The sequence below is a fragment of the Streptomyces sp. CB03238 genome (genome assembly GCF_002099185.1).
Taxonomy (GTDB): Bacteria; Actinomycetota; Actinomycetes; order Streptomycetales; family Streptomycetaceae; genus Streptomyces.
In genome coordinates, this window is sequence record NZ_NBCN01000001.1 from 583,813 (window position 1) to 600,138 (window position 16,326).

The window sequence follows — 16,326 nt, forward strand, 5'->3', positions numbered from 1 at the left end:
GCACGGCCTGGAGCCCATTCCCCGAGCGGCTCCGGGCCGTGCCTCGTACTGAGGGACGTGATCCTGGTGGACGAGTTCCAGCGGTCGTGGCTGCTCGCGCAGCTCGGCCCGGACACCGACCCGGCCGACCTGGAACGCCGCTTCTTCCGCCTGCGGTCGGTGCGCGCGGTCGCGCTCGAGGTGCTGGGCGAGCGGCGCGCCAAACTCCTCGCCGACCCGCTGAAGGTCACCGTGGACGGCGTGGTGACCATGGACCTGCAGGAGAACCTGCGCGGCATCGAGCGGCAGATCGAGCAGGTACGCCAGGCCCCCGCCCCCGACGACCCCGGCGACCAGGAGGAAGAAGCGGAGCCGGTGATGGCGGTGACGTGGCTGGCGCCCACGCGCCGCTACCGGTAGGCGGCGGGGTTACGCGGCCGACGGCAGACGGCCGCGCCACTGCTCCAGCGTGGTGGCAGAGCGCCGGAGGTCGGTGATCAGCTTGTCCAGCGCCTCGGCGGACGGGACCGGTACATAGTCGTGCACGGCGCCGTCCTTGTCGGACTCTGCGCCAAGCTCGATCTGGGCGGGGCTGCGGCCCTGGTCCTGGCGGTTGTAGTCCTCGCTGGAGACGGTGGTGAACGCGAGGTGGAGCCGTTCCCCGTTGACCAGTGGGGGCAGGTCGACGGTGATCGGGGTGGACTCGTGCACGATCGCGTCGTACTCCGGGTCCTCGTCTGCGTGGTCTCCGGCGCACCACTCCGGGCAGTTATCTCCCGTTACGGACAGTTTCCAGTCTTGCGCGTTCATGGATCGGATTCTGCCATGTGGCCGGATTTGATCGTTTCCGTGAGGTCCGAAACGTGCTCACCGCCTCGTTGGCCCGCCCCCGGCGAAGGGGACGGGCCATAACGGCGCCGATCAGCGGGTGGCGCGGATCATCACCGTGAGGACCGGCGAGGCTGGCGACGGCTGGCTCTGCCCGATGTCCTCGTACCCCCACGACTTATAGAGCGCGTGGACCTTCCCATCACCGGCCGCCGGGTTGACCATCAGCGTGACGAAGGGCTCGTCGCGGGTGGCGAGAAGGGCGTCATGGATGCGCCGCGCGGTCCCTGTGCCGCGCCACGCGGGGCGCACCCCGATCTCCTTCAGGGCCACGGCCGGACGCTCGGTGTACTCCTGCGCCGGCGGCGGTGTGGTGCGCTGCCAATACCGGTCACCGTGCTCGATGGTGTTGCTGTAGGCGTATCCGACCGGGTGCCCGTCCGCGTACGCCATGACGGCCGCGAAACCGGGCTCGGTGCCGTGTCGGTCCAGGCGTTCACCGAATGCGGTCACGGCGTAGTTCGGCAGGTGGAGCAGCGGGGCGCGCACCTCCGCGTAGACGTCGATCAGGTCGCCGCGCACCGGTTCGATGTCGGTGAATGTGCGGAGTTCGATGGCGGGTGCCGTGGTCATACGGTGGTCCTCCATGCGGCGGTGTGCTCGGTCCAGGTCTGCACGGTGGAGCTGCCTGGCGCGGTGGCGCGCAGCGCAGCTCCGAACTCCTGAAGCATGCGGGAGACCCGGGCATGTTGGGTAGCGGCGTCTGCGGGGACCTTCATCGCGGTGGCTGTGGCAGCGTCGGCGTCGCCCTGGGCGAGTTGGGCGTGTGCGAGCCGGGTCGTGGTGATGGCTCGGGACCGGGCCATGTGGGGGCGCAGAACGGACAGGCAACGGTGGGCATGGAACTCAGCCGTCGGGTAGTCGCCGAGCGCGAGATAGGCAGAGAGCGCGAGGGAGTCCAGTTCGGCCTGGTCGTAGAAGGCGAGCAGCCACACCGGCCGGTAGTCCTCGGGGGCCGCGCGCTGCATGGCGTCCTGTGCCTGGTCGAAGGTGCGGCGGGTAGCGGTGCGGTCCTGTGCAGCGCCGTGGATGGCCGCCTGTCGGGCCAGGCCGAGTGACGCGAACATGGGATCGCGGCGCGTGACGTGGAGGTTGCGGGCGACATCGTTTGCGGCGAGGGCATCGGCGGGACGGCCCATGTGCCGGTACATGGTGCCTGCGTGACTCCAGATGCGGAATTTGATCGCCTGGTCGGTGGACATCTCGGCCAGGGCCTGTGCCTCGCGCATGTGTGCCTTGGCGTCGTCGTAGCGGCGGCCATCGATCGCCGCCCACATAGCCGAGGAGCGGAAGGAGGCCGCGCACGCGTACAGGCTGCTGCGAACGCGCTGGGTGGCGCTCCCGGCGTTCTGGAGGTTCAGTGCCTCGTCGGCGAGCGCGGCGGCCCGTTGCTCGATGCTGCGTTGGCCGCCGTGTCGGTGGTCGCTGACGATGATCTCGGCGAACCGCTTCTGTAGGCGGTCGACGTCGCTCATGCCGATGCGGCGGGGTGCGGTTCCGGGGGCGGCTGCTGCTGCGGCGGCAGCAGCGATGCCGCCGACAAGGGTACGGCGCTTCATGTCGGGGTCCTCCTGCTGTGGGGCTGGGGTGGACGGAGTCCGGCCCCGTGGCACGAACCCTAGAGCCGTCGCGGGCAGTCCGGTGACCTGTTCCAGGGCGGCGCGGGTGGCCGAGTTTGGCCACTTAACGCGACCCGCCTTCCAGTCCCTCACGGACGAACCGTCGAAGCCTCCGCGCTTGCCAGTGAGGTCTTCGAGAGCGGTATTCACGGCCTCTGCGAGGCTGTTTGAGCTGTGCCCATGCTCCTTCATCCACGCCTCAAGAGCCGCATTGCGCGTGGTGTCCATCCACGCACCGTAGCCTCACCGTCCCCGTCCGTCAGGTAAATGGTTGGTCAAATCACCCTAGGCGGCTTCGCGATTAGACCGGCTGATCGTCCTAAGTGCCTTGCTCAAGGCGGCGGTTGTCTGGTTGATGGCCGCTCGCACCGCTGCGCGGACGGCCGTTGACGGCCTCACCCTCTCCCCCTTCCCCCGTGGGGAGAGGGCGGGGCACCGAGACAACGAGAAGGCCCCACGATGACGAGAGCAGGAACCGCGCAGGAGAAGGCCGCCAACTCCGCCCACCCCCACGAGGCAGGGCTCGCCCTTGCTGGCGTCGACGGGGATCGACTGGCCTGCCCCCAGGGGACCATGGCCATCCTCGCGCCGCTGCGCCCTGGGGTCAGCCGTGCTTGCGATCGCGGACCGTCACCTGTTGATCTTGGGCGTTCGGCTTCTCCACTCGTGTTCGAGGATCGAGTGGACAACGGAGTCACGCCACTTCCCGCCCTTCTCGATGTGCTCGCGGATGCGGCCCTCCTCGACCATGCCGGCCTTCAGCATCGTCCGCGCCGACGCCTCGTTGTGCGGCGAGCGGGCGCCCCAGACCCTGTGGAGATCCAGGTCTTCGAAGCCGAGGCCGAGCAGCAGTTCGACGGTCTCGATGCCGTAGCCCATGCCCCAGGCTTCGGGCCGCAGCGCGAAGCCGAAGGTGGCCGCACGCTGCTGGTGAGGGTCCATGGCCAGGCGGCCGAATCCGATCAGTTGGTTGCCGTCCCTCTCGACGACCGCGACCGCGTACTCGGTTCGCGGGTTGGCTGTGGCCGACGCGATCGATCGTGTGACGATCTGCTCCACCTGTGTGCGAGAGCGCGGTTCAAAGCTCAGATGTTCCGTCGCCTCTGGGCTTCCGTAGATGGCGAGGACGGCATCCACGTCGTCGGGGACGAGCTCGCGGAGTTCCAGGCGCTGGCTGCGACGGTTGACCGGGTACATGCCGGAGGACTCTACCTGCGGGGCTTAGCGGGGAAGAGCCGGTCGCGGCGGCTCGTACATCTCGATCTCCGTCCGCAGGTCGCGTGCCACGATCGCGTCGCGCACCGGGCCGCGGGCCAGGGCGGCGCGAACGCGCTCGGCGGAGACGACGATGCCGTTGTTGCGAAGGGCGGGCGGGAGGTCGAGGACGGGCCGAATGGCAGCGGCGGCGCCGTCCAGGTCACCGGCGTACAGACGGACGAGCGCCAGGTTGCAGTGCGAGCCTGCCTGGTCACCGAAAGCCCAGGCCGGGTCGTCGGGATTGCTGAACCCGCGCACTGCCTCCTCGGCCTGTGCAGCGATCTGGGCGTCTCCATGGCCCAGGAGCACTTCGGCCTCGACGGTGTAGTAGAGCTGCTTGATCTCTGGGTACGTCAGCAGGCCGCCAAGGGCATCGAGGTCATCCGGAACGACCCGCTCCCGCAGGGACTCCGCCCTCTGGTTCGCCGAGCGGACGGTCTCCTCGTCACCCAGGAGTGCCGCCGCCCGGGCCTCCAAGCCCGGAAGCCACACGCTCGCCGTTCCACGCAGGTTGGGACACTCGGCTGCTCCGTGCCGGGCGTAATGAAGCGCGTCCTCTGGCTTGTTGGCCCAGTACGAGATGAGCGACTTGAGTCCGTCGACAAGGGCGATGAGCCCTTTGTGCTCGGCCTGCCTCGCGCAGAAGCCGGCGGCTCGGGCCTGGGCCATGGCCACCTTGGAGTCGCCCATGTCGTGCGAGCCCTTCGCCATCAGGAAGGACAGCACCGTCGCCATGAAGTGGAGGTCGCGCGACTGCGAGGGGCGGGCCCGGCCGCTCTCCAGCAGCCGGAATGCCTCGTCTTGGGCCTTCGCCAGGTCCTCCCAGACCTCCGAGAGGGGCACCCGGGGGTACTCCTCGGCGATTCGCTTCACCTCGTCGCTGAGAAAGCCGAGGGTCTCGTCTCCCAGTTGCTCGCGCTCCGCTCCCAGAGCGAAGTCCATTGCGCGCCGTGCGGCCATTGCGCCCGTCCTTCTCATCTCGTGCAGGTCCATACCGACTTCGGTACGGCTTTGGGTCTGTGGTGTGCCGAACAGCGGGACGAGATCCGGGGTGGTTCCCGCAGGAACCTCGCTCCAGAGCTGCTCGATGCTGTAGCCGAACATGCGCACCAGCACTCTGCGGGCGTCACGCTGCGGCTGGCGTTTTCCGTAGTACCAAGCCTCGAAGGTGGCCTTCGCGGGAGCGAGGGTGGCCAACGACGGCTTCCCCTCGAAGTCCGCCAGCTCACAGGCGGCCTGCCTGAAATACGGCAGGAAGGCGTCGTGATCACGCCACTCCCGCTGATCGAGCAGGTACCGGAGCAGCGTGCGCATGGCGCCCCCCTCATCCCGTACATCCAGCACGTCACTACGTCTGACGGTAGAACCGCTTCCCCCTCAACTTGCCCGCTGACGACGGTAGTCAGTGAAACCGAGGTGATTCCGAGGAAGAGCCGAGGGACGCCGTCCAATTCCGGCACGGATCCGAGATCGCAACGGGGGTCGATCTGGAACACCGCCGTTGCGAGGCTCGTACAGCCCCTCGCTGAGAGTGCTGGTCTGAGCACGCCCGCGGGCTTGATGACGGCCCCGGCCCTCGACTCTGGAGAACGCCGATGACCCCCACCACGGCCCTGGCCCCGGACACCTCAGCCCCAGATCATGTCGCCGTGAGCGGCTTCGAGGTCGACTTCCTCCCGGCGGAGTTCCGCGTTGGGCAGATGAGACGGATAGCGGCAGCCCATCTGCGTCACTGGCACCTGACCGTGCTGACCGACGACGTTGTGCTCGCCATCTCCGAGCTGGTTACCAACGCCATTCAGCACGCCGAGGGAAATCCGGTGGGGCTGAGGATGCGGCGCGCCGTCCACGAACTTCGCATCGAGGTCACCGACGGATCGCCAATCCCGGCCCGTCGGCGTGATGCGGGTCAGGCAGACGAGAGTGGCCGTGGGCTGCAACTTGTCAATGCCATCGCGAAGGAGTGGGGCACCAGCGACGACGGGACGATGACCTGGTGCTCCCTCGCGATTCCCGAAGTGAGATCGTGATGGTGGCCGTGACGGCCGGCGTGGCCGCACAGTTGCTGACCCGGCGAACCTCTGTCGATCACGACACGCTGGGCACGCTCCTCTACTCCCTGCGCCGCTCCCTCGCCAGCGAGGCGATCGACGAGCAGCTCTACGACGACCTGGACGCTGTACTCGATGAGTACGCGCGACCCGCCCCGCACGAGGTCACGTCCATCGCGAAGCGGTTCCGGCAGACGACCACCAAGATCGTCGAGGTCGTTCCGTATCTCGTGCGGCCGTACCCGGTCGAGGCGATGCGACGCCTGATCTACCTGAGCGCCGAGCATCCCCACCCCGATGACGCACTGGGCCACCTCCGACGGTTCGCCGTCGCCATCCTCGCGATCCTCGACCTGATGGGAGACACCGCCCCGTGAACAGTGCAGCCACCCGCCTCGTGCCGTACATCACCGCCCGCCACGGCGAGGAAGCCGACTCGCTGTCGAACCTGAGCCTGCGGCCGGGCGGCAAGGGTTTGTTCTACCTGAACGAGGGTCCTGGGGACCGTGACGAGCGAGGCGTGCTCTGGGCGCGCTGCTCCCAGTCCCGCTATGGCAACGAGATCACGGGGCGACCACGGTGGCGGGACGTACATCCTTCGCGGCAGCGGGAGTGCATGGAGGACCTGCGGTGCCAGGTATGCGTGCAGCAGCCCAGCCGGACCGCTCAGGGCTACCTGTTCCTGGCCACTCAGCAGGACGACCGGCCGACGGACAGTTGGGAAGGACACCTCACAGCCCAGCCGCCCTTGTGCCTGGAGCACGCGAAAGCCGCCGTCGAACAGTGCGGACACCTTGTGCGCGCCGGAGCCGTCGCACTCCGGGTCAGGGTCCCCCGCCTGTACGGAGTGATCGGGGTGCTCTATCGAACCGGCTCCGACGGGCGGCCTGAGACCGTCGAGTTCGACGGCGAGTCGGCATGCACACCGCTGCCGTACAGGAATCGACGGTTGACCCCGTGGTTTCTGGCCTCGCAGCTCGTGCGTGAGCTGCGAGGCGTCACGGTCGTCGACCTGGAAGAGGAAGCCGACCGCGAGGCGTACGGGAGAGACCGTCCGATGCCGTTGCGGAGATGACCCCCTGACCTGGGGCTTCCTCCGGTCCTGGGACCGCCGCGCCCGTGCGCGGCAGGCCCCGAGACCTCCCCCGAGGAGGAAGCGGCGCCTCGCGCGCCCCGGCCGCCCTTAGCGGGGTGCGGCGGCCGGCCCACCCAACGCCCGCCCGCCATCGGTGCGTGACGGTCCCGATCGGCGGGCGGTGCACAGCCTGGCACCGGACCTGAGAACGGCTCGGTGCCGGAAGAGCCGCGTGGGGAGAGGACTCTCCCTCCCACTGGCCTCTCCCCACGCGCGCTACAGCAGGCCACCGCCGCGCAGACGGCGGAAGAGAGGAGAGCACCATGAGCGTCACCATGCCTGACCCCATCCAGGTCGGCGAAGTCGCCGCCCGGATCCACACGGCCTTCGAGGCCGACCCGGAGTTCGACGCCTTCAAGACTGCGGTCCTCACGTACAACAAGGACTGGCCCTGCTACAGCGGGTTCGCCGTCATCTCCGAGTGGGACATCACGCGCGACGGCGAGCCGCTGTTCATCGAGGGCCTGCGTGCTCTGGTCCTGAAGTCCGCGGTGTACGAGCTCGTCCAGGACGAGAAGGCTGCCGAGATCGCGCTGCCCAACCCCGTCGATGACGTCACCCACGCGATGCTCGCCCAGCCCCAGATGCTCAAGCGCATCACCGACCGGCAGTGCATCGACGTGATCCACCAGACCGACCAGGAGCGGCTGACCTACGAGACCGGCGGCTACACACACCGGTGCTACGTCGCCGCGTACGGTGCGGAGCCGCCCGTCCGGTACTGGATCGACAGGGGCGAGGTGGATCGGCGCCTGGCGCTCCTGGACGTCGAGCACCAGAGGATCGGCATCCGGGACAACGGCCTGTCCCACTCGTTCCGCTTCGAGTCCATGGCGGCCTAACCCGCCGAGCCGGAAGGGGTGATCCCGTCCGGCAGGGGCTCCCCACGCGACCCGTACCGGCCCGGAGGGAGCCCCACCCGCTCGGCGTGCACGCACGCCGGCGTCCCGCACGGCAGATAACGGAAGCCGTCGTCCGGATTGAACCTGGTCTCGGACGTCGGCCGCTCGAAGACGTCGAACTGGCCGGCCGGGAGCCGCAGCGCAGGGCAGATCCAACAGCAGTCGTGATCGTCCCGCTCGTCGTCAATGAACGGCTCCATCCCCTCACGCTAGCGCCCCCTGGCCGCCGCTCCCTGCCAGATTCACTCTCTGCACCGAAGGGCGAGACGCATGACCGACGAACGACCCACCGCTCACCAAGCCCAGCGCCTGGCCGACGCCTTATGTTGGGTAAGCCCGTCGCTCCTGCCCGGCGGCAACGCCGTGGCGTCCGTGGAGCCGCTGCTGATCAGCCCGAACCTCCTCCGGAGCTGGCTGGAGCAGCACTGCGCCCCTTACGCCGGCCGGATCCGGGTCACAGGAACGCTGGACCGGCGCCTGGTCCTCGTAGAGCGCCCGGACAGCCGGTGGGTCGTTGCAGACCTGTCCGGTCAGCCGCATTCGACCCGCGCGTGGCCCACGTGGGCCCGCGAGCACATCTGCTTCGAGTCGCCTGGTGAGTGGTTGTCCCTCGCTGACCTCGGCCCCGAAGCCGTCGAGCGTCTGTCGCGTCCGCGCGTTCTGCTTGCCGCTCTGTACCACCCGGAGTACTTCCCCCTGCCCCGCTTCCCGCTCGGCATCAGCGACGTAGCCCGCGCCGCCCGCGCCTCCTTGATGGGCGAGGTGACGCTCGCCGACATGCAGCTCGGCGTCAATCTGCCCGACCTGGTCAAGCACGTCACCGACGACACCCCGGACATCCTCGGCATCAGCTCCACGTTTGGGCAGCACGACCTCATGACCGAACTTCTCGACGCGGCCTATGCGCTGGCCGAGCCTCCGCTCGTCATCGCCGGAGGCAGTCTCACCGCCCGCAACGAGGCGCTGCTCCTCGACCGCTACCCGGATCTGCTCATCGCCCGCGGTGCTGGCGAACCGACCATCCAGGACCTGCTCGCGCACTGGCACGGGGACCTCGCCAGGGACCAGGTCCACAGCATCGGCTACAACGGTGCCGCTCGCGGCGAGGGAACCCTGACGATCGGCCGTCGCCGCACGGCCAAGCCAGTCAGCCGGGCTCAGACCGACTTCCTGCCGGAGTTGGATCTGCTGCCCGCCACGTTCGAGCACCACGGCGTCGCGCAACTCGAAGCGTCCCGTGGCTGTACGAACTTCTGCTCCTTCTGCCCCCGCGGGCATAAGGGGCAGTGGGCGGGCGGTACCCCCGGCGACTTCGGCTGGATTCTGGACAGCATCGGCGCCGTGTTCGACCGGTATCCGGACATCTCCCGCACGCTGTACCTCGTCGACGAGGAGTTCATCGGCCGTGGCCCGGACGCCGTCGCTCGGGCCCTGCACATGGCCGACGTGCTGCACGGCGCCGGGTTCATGTGGGAGACGAGCTGTCGCATCGACCAAGTCACCCACCCCGACCGCGACTTCGCCTGGCACGTCGAGCGCGCCAGCATGTGGCGCTCCCTGGTGAACAAGGGGTTGCGCCGCTGCCTGTTCGGCGTCGAGTCCGGCGTCGACACGATCCTCGACCGGTTCAACAAGGAAACCAGCGGCGACCAGAACGCGCTCGCGATCCGCACCCTGTCCGCACTCGGCGTGCCGACCCGCTTCACGTACATCACCTTCGACCACCTGATGAGCTTCGAGGAGCTGAAGGCGACGTACGCCTACCAGGGCCGCACCGATCTCCTGGTGCGCCCGCAACCGGACGTGCCGGTCGAGGAGATCGTCAACGGTGTCCGCGACCCCGAGTGGGTTGAGGCCCATGGCACGGGCCGGGCGTTCCACACCGGCATCTCGTACATGCTCGTCTCCATGGAGTGCCTGATCGGCGCCGCGTACACCAAGCAGGTACAGCGCGCCGGCCTGGCCGGGCAGGTCCGTCCCTCCATGGGACGGCAGGACGCCGAGTTCGCCGACTGGCGGATCGGCGTGTGCAGCCAGTGGGCTCAGCTGTGGGTCGACCGGAACTTCGCCCTGGATTACACCCTCAAGTCGCTGGAGAAGATCCTGGACGGCGACCCACGCCACCAGGTACGCGGTGCGCGGGTCGTCCTCAAGGACGCGGCCTACACCGTTCTGGGCGGCATGATCGCCGCGGCCGAGCAAGAGCCCGCCACGCGCCTGCCCGGTCGAGCGCAGGTGCTGGAGGCGCGCATCCGGGCTCTGCTGGACGAGGAGATCGAGGGGCTGCGCGAGCGCATGGCCGCGACCGTCGCTGACGTCGCCCGTACCCTGCCCGCGCAGCACGCGGCCACGCTGGAGCACGAGCACGGCCGGTGGGCGGGCAGCAAGGAGTGGCGCCTGATCAACGCGGCGGATCCTTGTGGTACCTGAAGCACGGCACAGAGGGCGGTCCTCGGCGTGGTGCGCCGAGGGCCGCCCTCGAGGAGATCGGTCAGGAGTCGGCCTTCTCGGGAATGGGCACCCAGTTGAACTCGGGGCAGTACCGGGCGTACGTCACGAGCTTCCACGCGGCGTACTCCTCCAGACGGCCGCTCTCGCGCAGCAGGTGCTTGACCCAGGTGTGGGCGATGCGCTCCGGGCGGGTCATCTCGGCGTCTATCTGGTCGAGCATCCGGCATGCGACCGCGAAGTCCTCCTCGGTCAGCGCGCTCAGGTCGATCTCGATGCCGGCGACGTGGAAGGAGAACACGACCCGGGTCGTGGAGAAGGACGTCTTGCGCTCGCCCAGGAACGTCGCCCGGCCCTCGTCCACGAGCGCATGCATCAGCTCGTCCCGCTGGTCCACGGGAAAGCCGATGCCCAGGTCCAGATCGGAGGTCTCCAGGTTCAAGCGGGTCCCGAAAGAGCCGACGTCGCGCGGCACCCGACCGGTCCACTGCTTGATGAGGTCGGACGCCTCGGCGCGGACCTTGAGCAGGTGATCGTCATGGGCACGCATTGCCTCGTAGAAGGCGGTGGCGCGTTGGAACTCGTCGGCGGGGAAGTCGGCCGGGTCGGCCCACTTCTTGGCGGTGATGGCGCTCAGATCCAGTTCGGTGTGTGGGTTCGTCACGCACGCCACCGTAGCCACAACCCCACGCAGTTCGCGGGGGTTTGACAGGAAATGCACACAGGAGAGGAAGCGGGATGAGTGAGAAGAGCAGCCTGTCGTACCGCACGCTGACGGGAGGGCTCAGGGTCCACCCCGTCGGCATCGGCTGCTGGGCCATCGGCGGCCCGGACAGCAACCTCGGCCTGCCCATGGGCTGGTCCACCGCCGATGATGCCGCCTCCCTGCGCGGCCTGGAGACCGCCTACAGCCTCGGTGCGAACCTGTTCGACACCGCGGACGTGTACGGGCACGGCCACTCCGAACGCCTCATCGGACAGTTCGTCGCCACCGTCCCGCGCGCCAGCGTGGTGCTGTCCTCCAAGGTGGGCTACTTCACCGGCACCGCCACCCACGCCTACGAGCCCACGCACATGCGGCATCAGCTGGAGACCACGCTGGAAAACCTGCGCACCGATCACCTCGACGTGTACTTCCTGCACAACGCCGAGTTCGGAGCAGATGACCGATACCTTGACCGGGCAGTCGAGCAGATGCGCACCTTCCAGCGCGAGGGCCTGATCACGACGATCGGCATGCGAGGACCGCACCGCTTCGCCACCGAACGCGTCAACGTCCCCAAGGAACAGCGCAAGGACAAGCACGCGCGCTTCCGCTACCTGGCCGACGTGATCCGCCCCGACTACCTGGCCGTCCGCTACAACGCGCTCACCCCGCCCCCACCCGACGGACAGGGGGACATCTTCTCCTTCGCCGCCGAACGCGGCGCCAGCGTCCTAATCAACAAGCCCCTCGCCCAGGGCCTGCTCACCGGCAAGTACGACCCGGCCCGGCCACCCACCTTCGACGAGGGCGACCACCGCCTCCGCAAGGCGTGGTTCACCCCCAAGGCGCTTCAGATCATCGACGACGGCTTGAACCCGCTGCGCGAGCGGTTCGGCTCCAGCACCGCGGACCTGACCCGCGTCTTCCTGCACTACTGTCTCCAACACGCGGAGAACGCCGCCGTCCTCGTCGGCTTCACCGGCCCGGACCAGGTCGCCCAGAACCTCACCTGTGTCGGTGAGCCGCTGACCGCCGAGGACATCGACTTCGTCCGCGCCGCCGCCGGCCGCCTCCAACAGCAGCTCGACGCTGCCGGGGAGGTCTTCCTGGACGAGAAGGACCAAGCCCAGTGACCGACGCCACGCAGCTCTCCCTCCTGGAGCCGCAGGCCCCGAAGCACGCCGCGTCGACCACACACGCCCGGCTCCTGCTGTTCAACACCCAGCACGCATCCCCCGGCCGTGCGTACCGGCAAGCCGAGTGGATCAGCACTCAAGAGTCTGCTGACTTTGCTGTCCTCACCGAGGTCAGCTCCGGACCTGGCGGCAGCGCGCTCGTAGAGGCGCTGGGCGAGTACGGGTACTCCAGCGTGATCGCCCCTGAGTCACCCGGCGACTACTACACCGTGCTCGCCTCCCGCTCCGCGGAGCTACACCCGGTCGACAGCGGCGTCAGCTGCCTGCCCCACCGCGCTCCCGCCGCGTCGGTCACCATCGGGGGCCAGCCCATCGTGCTCCTCGGCCTGTACGTCCCCTCCCGCGGGCCCCGCGAGCGCCGCAACGAGGACAAGCGCGACTTCCAGAACGCCGTTGCCGCAGTCCTTCCTGACCTGTCCGCGCTCTTCCCCGAGACGCCCGTCATCGTCGCCGGTGACCTCAACGTCATCGAGCCCAACCATATGCCGCCGCACTCGGTCTTCGGCCAGTGGGAGTACGCCTTCTACAAGTCGTTCGCCGCGGCCGGGTTCACCGATGCCTACCGCCACCTGCACCCTGACACCGTCGATCACTCCTGGTTCGGCCGATCAGGGAACGGGTTCCGGTTCGATCACATCTTCACCACCACGGCGCACGCGCCGCAGATCACCGCGTGCGCTTACGAGCATGCGCCGAGAGCAGCCGCGCTGACCGACCACGCGGCAATGACGCTCACCTTGACGATCGAAGGAGGTAGTCATGGGATCGAGTGACAACATCGCGTCGCCCACCGACGCCACAACGGAGGCCGATAGCGTCAGCGCGGTGAGCACCGACACGATTTCTGCCTCCGATGCCGCAGCCGAACGGCTTCGCGATGCTCTTGTCGACAACGTCCGTGAGTCCGGGTACGCCCGCACGCCTTCAGTCGAGACCGCGATGCGGGCCGTGCCCCGCCACCTGTTCGTGCCCGAAGCATCACTCGAAGACGCCTACGCCAACGCGACAGTCCACATCAAGTACGACAGCGACGGAGCATCCATCAGCTGCGCCTCACAGCCCGATATCGTCGCCCTCATGCTGGACCAGCTCCAAGCCCAGCCCGGACACACGGTGCTGGAGCTGGGGGCCGGCACCGGGTACAACGCCGGACTGCTGGGCCACATCGTCGGAGAGACCGGCCACGTCACCACCATCGACGTCGACCAAGATCTCGTGGACGGGGCCCGCGCCCACCTCTCGGCTGCCGGGATCGAGAACGTCGACGTCCTGCTCGGCGACGGTGCGCTCGGACACTCCCAGGGCGCGCCCTACGACCGGATCATTGCCACGGTCGGCGCGCACGGCATTCCCCATGCATGGATGGGCCAGCTCGCGCCTGGAGGTCGGCTGGTCGTAGCTCAGCGGCTACGCGGCAGCGTGTGCCGCTCGATCGCGTACGAGCGACAAGGAGGGGCCTGGCGCAGCGTCAGCAGCCAGTTGAACACGTTCGTGCCACTGCGTCAGGGCATCGCTGATGATCCACGGCGCATGGTGTCCCTGACCGCCGACGGCTCCGTCCGCGTCCAGATCAACGAGGAGCAGGCAGCCGACTCGGAAGCTCTGCTCGGCGTGCTTGACCAGCCGGCATATGAGTCATGGTCGGGGGTGACGTTCCGAGGCCGAGAGTCCTGGGAGTGGATGTGGCTGTGGCTCGCGTGCACTATGGACAACGCTTTGAGCCGCTTTGAGCCCGATGCTCCGGCAGTCGAGCGAGGGCTCGTCCGACCGCGGTTCCAGTACATGGCCGTGGTCGGCAAGGGTGCCATCGGCTACCTGGTCAATCGGCAGGCAGAGAAGGACCAAGACGGCCGCCAGCTCTACGAAATCGGCGTCATCGGGCATGGCCTCGGCGCCGATGAACTGGTTCAGCGTGCCGTCGCGGAGATGCGTACCTGGGACAGCGGGTACCGCGACCGTGAGGTCCAGTTCGAGATTCAGCCCCTCGACAGCGATCCACTCGATCGACAGCCTGGCCGCTTCGCCTTTGACAACGCCCTCAACCGGGTCGTCATCGAGTGGCAGTGAGTACGGGATATCCACACCAGGGGGAACAATTGCGACTGACGTCTCTAGTTGACACATAACACTGACAACTGTCACCAAGATCGCCAACGTCGTTCAGTGACTAGTCTGGAGCCCACTGTCCGATGCATCTGAAGGCTGCGCCGCTGGGTGGGCCCTCGTGGCTGTGTGAGGTGTACGGGGAGAGGCGGCGGCACCGGGAAGTGCCGCCGCCTTGGGGAACCGGCTTAGCCGGCTCGGTTCTTCGTGCGCTTGGGCAGGAAGAACATCAGGGCCCACATCAGCGTGAGAAGGCTGCCGACCCACCACAGCACGGTGATGAACGCGTCGCGGTTGAGTCCGGGGTCCGGCGAGCCGCCGGTGGTGGTGAAGAACACCAGGGCGGTCAGCGCGGTGCCGAGGGCGATGCCCAGGTGGATGGCGGTGTTGAACAGCCCAGAGGCGGCTCCGGCGTCCTCGTGCGGGACGCGGGCCAGCGACAGGTCGGCCAGCGGGCCGCTGACCATGCCGAGGCCGAAGCCGATCAGTACCACCGGAGCGGTCATCGCCAGCAGGGTCAGGTCTGCCTGGGCTGCGGCGGCCTGGAGTCCGTAGGCGGCCATCGAAGCGGCCGCAATGAGGGCTCCGGCCTGGGGAAGGCGACGGGCGAAGCGCCCGCCGCTCTTCGCCGCGATCGTCGCGCCGGCCAGCTCTCCCAGGGAGAGCAGCACGAAGGCCAGGGCCGCGTGGAAGGGGCTCATGCCCAGCCCGTGCTGGAGGTAGAGCGTCCAGGTCATGAAGAACAGCCCGCACAGCAGGCCGTGCATCAGCTGCGCGGCAGTGCCGCCGGAGAACTGCCGACCCCGGAAGAGGGACAGGGGCACGAGGGGTGCCTTGTTCTGCTTGCGCTGCTGGTGGCGCATGAAGACCCCCAGCGCAAGGAGACCGGCGGCGAGCATGGCGAAGCACCACAACGGCCAGTGATGGAGGTGCCCCTCGCTGAGCGGGAAGACGATCAGAACGACGGCCAAGGCGGACAGCAGCATGCCGGTCAGGTCCGGCCGGGCAGCCTTCTTCACGCTCGACTCGGGGATGAACCGGCGTCCCAGGAGGAGCACGGCGAGGCCGACGGGCACGTTGACCAGGAAGATCGGCCGCCAGGACAGCCCGAACAGGTCGGCCTCGGTGAGCAGACCGCCCATCACCGGGCCCAGGACATTGGCGAGCGACATGACGGCCCCGTACAGACCGAACACCTTGCTGCGGTTCTGCCCCTCGAAGGTGACGTGGAGGGTGGCCAGGATCTGCGGGATCATGATGGCCACGCCCACGCCCTGGAGGGCGCGGGCGCCGATCAGCACGCCCGGCCCGGCAGCGAGGCCGCACAGCAGCGAGGCCGTGGTGAACACGACGGTGCCAATCAGGAGGATCTTTCGCCGGCCGTAGAGGTCGCCGAGGCGCCCGCCGGTGATCAGCCCGACAGCGATGGGCAGGGAATAGCCGGTGGTCAGCCACTGCACCGCGTCCGGCCCGGCGCCGGTCGACTCCTGGATCGCGGGCAGGGCGGTCAGGACGACCGACTGGTCGATCATGTCCATCAGCTCGGCGCCCAGCAGCACCAGGAGGGCAATCCAGGCAGCCAGGCCCATCTTCGACAGTCCGGGCGTGGGGTGGTCTGAGGGCTCGGTGGTGTGCTGCGGCTCATCGTCGAGCGCGGAGGAAGGCACTGCGGGGGCTCCTGATTCACGGAGTCGGGGAGCCCTGCCGTCAGCCGCACCGGGGCCGGAAAACACGAAACCCGGGGCAGACAGCAGAGCTGCACCCGGAAAAAGACAAGGAAATGCGGGGGTGGGTGACGCAACTCAGGCCAGCGCGACGTCCGCCCCCGGACACGTTCACACGATCAGAACGTGGGGAACTGCGGACGGCTACTTGGCCTGGGAGATAAGTCGTCACCTCGAAACACAGCGCCGGGCCCCGGAGTGGGCACAGGCGGAACTCAAGCAGGGTAAACGCCCCTCCGGCGTCCATGCAAGGCGGTAACCTACCTACCCCCCGCCGCAACCCGCCCAAGCCCTCGGCCCCGCAACGTAGCTCTTCAG

17 protein-coding genes are annotated in these 16,326 nt (G+C 68.3%); 9 read left to right on the forward strand and 8 right to left on the reverse strand.

Going from position 1 to position 16,326, the window contains the following annotated elements; translation table 11 throughout:
- Nucleotides 1–57: 57 nt before the first annotated feature.
- Entirely contained in the window at nucleotides 58–399 is a 342-nt protein-coding gene (locus BKD26_RS02640) for a hypothetical protein (RefSeq protein WP_107417726.1), read from the forward strand.
- 9 nt (nucleotides 400–408) lie between these two features.
- On the opposite strand, the gene BKD26_RS02645 is transcribed toward BKD26_RS02640, so the two are convergent.
- The 5 genes from BKD26_RS02645 to BKD26_RS02665 all read right to left on the reverse strand — a co-directional run bounded on the left by BKD26_RS02645 (nucleotide 409) and on the right by BKD26_RS02665 (nucleotide 5,057).
- Nucleotides 409–789, reverse strand: coding sequence for a hypothetical protein (locus tag BKD26_RS02645; RefSeq protein ID WP_084895229.1), 381 nt, complete (start codon nucleotides 787–789; stop codon nucleotides 409–411).
- 111 nt (nucleotides 790–900) lie between these two features.
- The gene (locus BKD26_RS02650; protein ID WP_179166378.1) at nucleotides 901–1,440 is read right to left on the reverse strand and encodes a GNAT family N-acetyltransferase; all 540 of its coding nucleotides are present in this window, start codon (nucleotides 1,438–1,440) and stop codon (nucleotides 901–903) included.
- A complete protein-coding gene (locus tag BKD26_RS02655; protein WP_241518504.1) occupies nucleotides 1,437–2,714 on the reverse strand; it encodes an XRE family transcriptional regulator in 1,278 nt (425 codons plus the stop codon). The genes BKD26_RS02650 and BKD26_RS02655 overlap by 4 nt, the downstream gene beginning before the upstream one ends.
- Nucleotides 2,715–3,116: 402 nt before the next feature.
- Nucleotides 3,117–3,683: a GNAT family protein gene (locus BKD26_RS02660; RefSeq protein ID WP_084895235.1), complete on the reverse strand. Its 567-nt coding sequence runs from the start codon at nucleotides 3,681–3,683 to the stop codon at nucleotides 3,117–3,119.
- Between the two features lie 24 nt (nucleotides 3,684–3,707).
- Nucleotides 3,708–5,057, reverse strand: a complete 1,350-nt coding sequence (locus BKD26_RS02665) for a hypothetical protein (RefSeq protein ID WP_241518506.1) — start codon at nucleotides 5,055–5,057, stop codon at nucleotides 3,708–3,710.
- 335 nt (nucleotides 5,058–5,392) lie between these two features.
- Here BKD26_RS02665 and BKD26_RS02670 point away from each other — a divergent pair, with 335 nt between their 5' ends.
- From BKD26_RS02670 to BKD26_RS02685, 4 genes are all read left to right on the forward strand, one after another.
- Nucleotides 5,393–5,773: an ATP-binding protein gene (locus tag BKD26_RS02670; RefSeq protein WP_241518508.1), complete on the forward strand. Its 381-nt coding sequence runs from the start codon at nucleotides 5,393–5,395 to the stop codon at nucleotides 5,771–5,773.
- Entirely contained in the window at nucleotides 5,773–6,171 is a 399-nt protein-coding gene (locus tag BKD26_RS02675; protein ID WP_241518509.1) for a DUF6415 family natural product biosynthesis protein, read from the forward strand. Before BKD26_RS02670 ends, BKD26_RS02675 begins: the two co-directional genes overlap by 1 nt.
- Nucleotides 6,168–6,869 carry a hypothetical protein gene (locus tag BKD26_RS02680; RefSeq protein ID WP_084895239.1) on the forward strand — a complete coding sequence of 234 codons (702 nt, stop codon included), beginning with the start codon at nucleotides 6,168–6,170 and terminating at the stop codon, nucleotides 6,867–6,869. Before BKD26_RS02675 ends, BKD26_RS02680 begins: the two co-directional genes overlap by 4 nt.
- Nucleotides 6,870–7,192: 323 nt before the next feature.
- Nucleotides 7,193–7,771 carry a hypothetical protein gene (locus tag BKD26_RS02685; protein WP_084895241.1) on the forward strand — a complete coding sequence of 193 codons (579 nt, stop codon included), beginning with the start codon at nucleotides 7,193–7,195 and terminating at the stop codon, nucleotides 7,769–7,771.
- Here the strand turns inward: BKD26_RS02685 and BKD26_RS02690 are convergent.
- Nucleotides 7,768–8,031 carry a hypothetical protein gene (locus BKD26_RS02690; protein ID WP_084895243.1) on the reverse strand — a complete coding sequence of 88 codons (264 nt, stop codon included), beginning with the start codon at nucleotides 8,029–8,031 and terminating at the stop codon, nucleotides 7,768–7,770. The two genes, BKD26_RS02685 and BKD26_RS02690, sit on opposite strands and share 4 nt — an antisense overlap.
- Nucleotides 8,032–8,101: 70 nt before the next feature.
- Here BKD26_RS02690 and BKD26_RS02695 point away from each other — a divergent pair, with 70 nt between their 5' ends.
- Entirely contained in the window at nucleotides 8,102–10,261 is a 2,160-nt protein-coding gene (locus tag BKD26_RS02695) for a radical SAM protein (RefSeq protein ID WP_241518510.1), read from the forward strand.
- Between the two features lie 61 nt (nucleotides 10,262–10,322).
- Here BKD26_RS02695 and BKD26_RS02700 read toward each other — a convergent pair whose 3' ends face one another.
- Nucleotides 10,323–10,943 (reverse strand): hypothetical protein, encoded by a 621-nt coding sequence (locus tag BKD26_RS02700; protein ID WP_084895245.1) that lies wholly within the window; start codon nucleotides 10,941–10,943, stop codon nucleotides 10,323–10,325.
- A 74-nt stretch (nucleotides 10,944–11,017) separates the two neighbouring features.
- Between BKD26_RS02700 and BKD26_RS02705 the strand changes: the two genes are divergently transcribed.
- The 3 genes from BKD26_RS02705 to fxlM are packed head-to-tail and all read left to right on the forward strand — an operon-like array spanning nucleotide 11,018 to nucleotide 14,248.
- The gene (locus BKD26_RS02705; RefSeq protein ID WP_084895247.1) at nucleotides 11,018–12,118 is read left to right on the forward strand and encodes an aldo/keto reductase; all 1,101 of its coding nucleotides are present in this window, start codon (nucleotides 11,018–11,020) and stop codon (nucleotides 12,116–12,118) included.
- On the forward strand, nucleotides 12,115–12,954 hold the full coding sequence (locus tag BKD26_RS02710; protein WP_241518511.1) for an endonuclease/exonuclease/phosphatase family protein: 840 nt from the start codon (nucleotides 12,115–12,117) through the stop codon (nucleotides 12,952–12,954). Before BKD26_RS02705 ends, BKD26_RS02710 begins: the two co-directional genes overlap by 4 nt.
- Nucleotides 12,941–14,248, forward strand: a complete 1,308-nt coding sequence (gene fxlM / locus BKD26_RS02715) for a methyltransferase, FxLD system (RefSeq protein WP_107417728.1) — start codon at nucleotides 12,941–12,943, stop codon at nucleotides 14,246–14,248. Before BKD26_RS02710 ends, fxlM begins: the two co-directional genes overlap by 14 nt.
- A 224-nt stretch (nucleotides 14,249–14,472) precedes the next feature.
- Here fxlM and BKD26_RS02720 read toward each other — a convergent pair whose 3' ends face one another.
- On the reverse strand, nucleotides 14,473–15,951 hold the full coding sequence (locus tag BKD26_RS02720; RefSeq protein ID WP_084895249.1) for an MFS transporter: 1,479 nt from the start codon (nucleotides 15,949–15,951) through the stop codon (nucleotides 14,473–14,475).
- Nucleotides 15,952–16,326 lie beyond the last annotated feature (375 nt).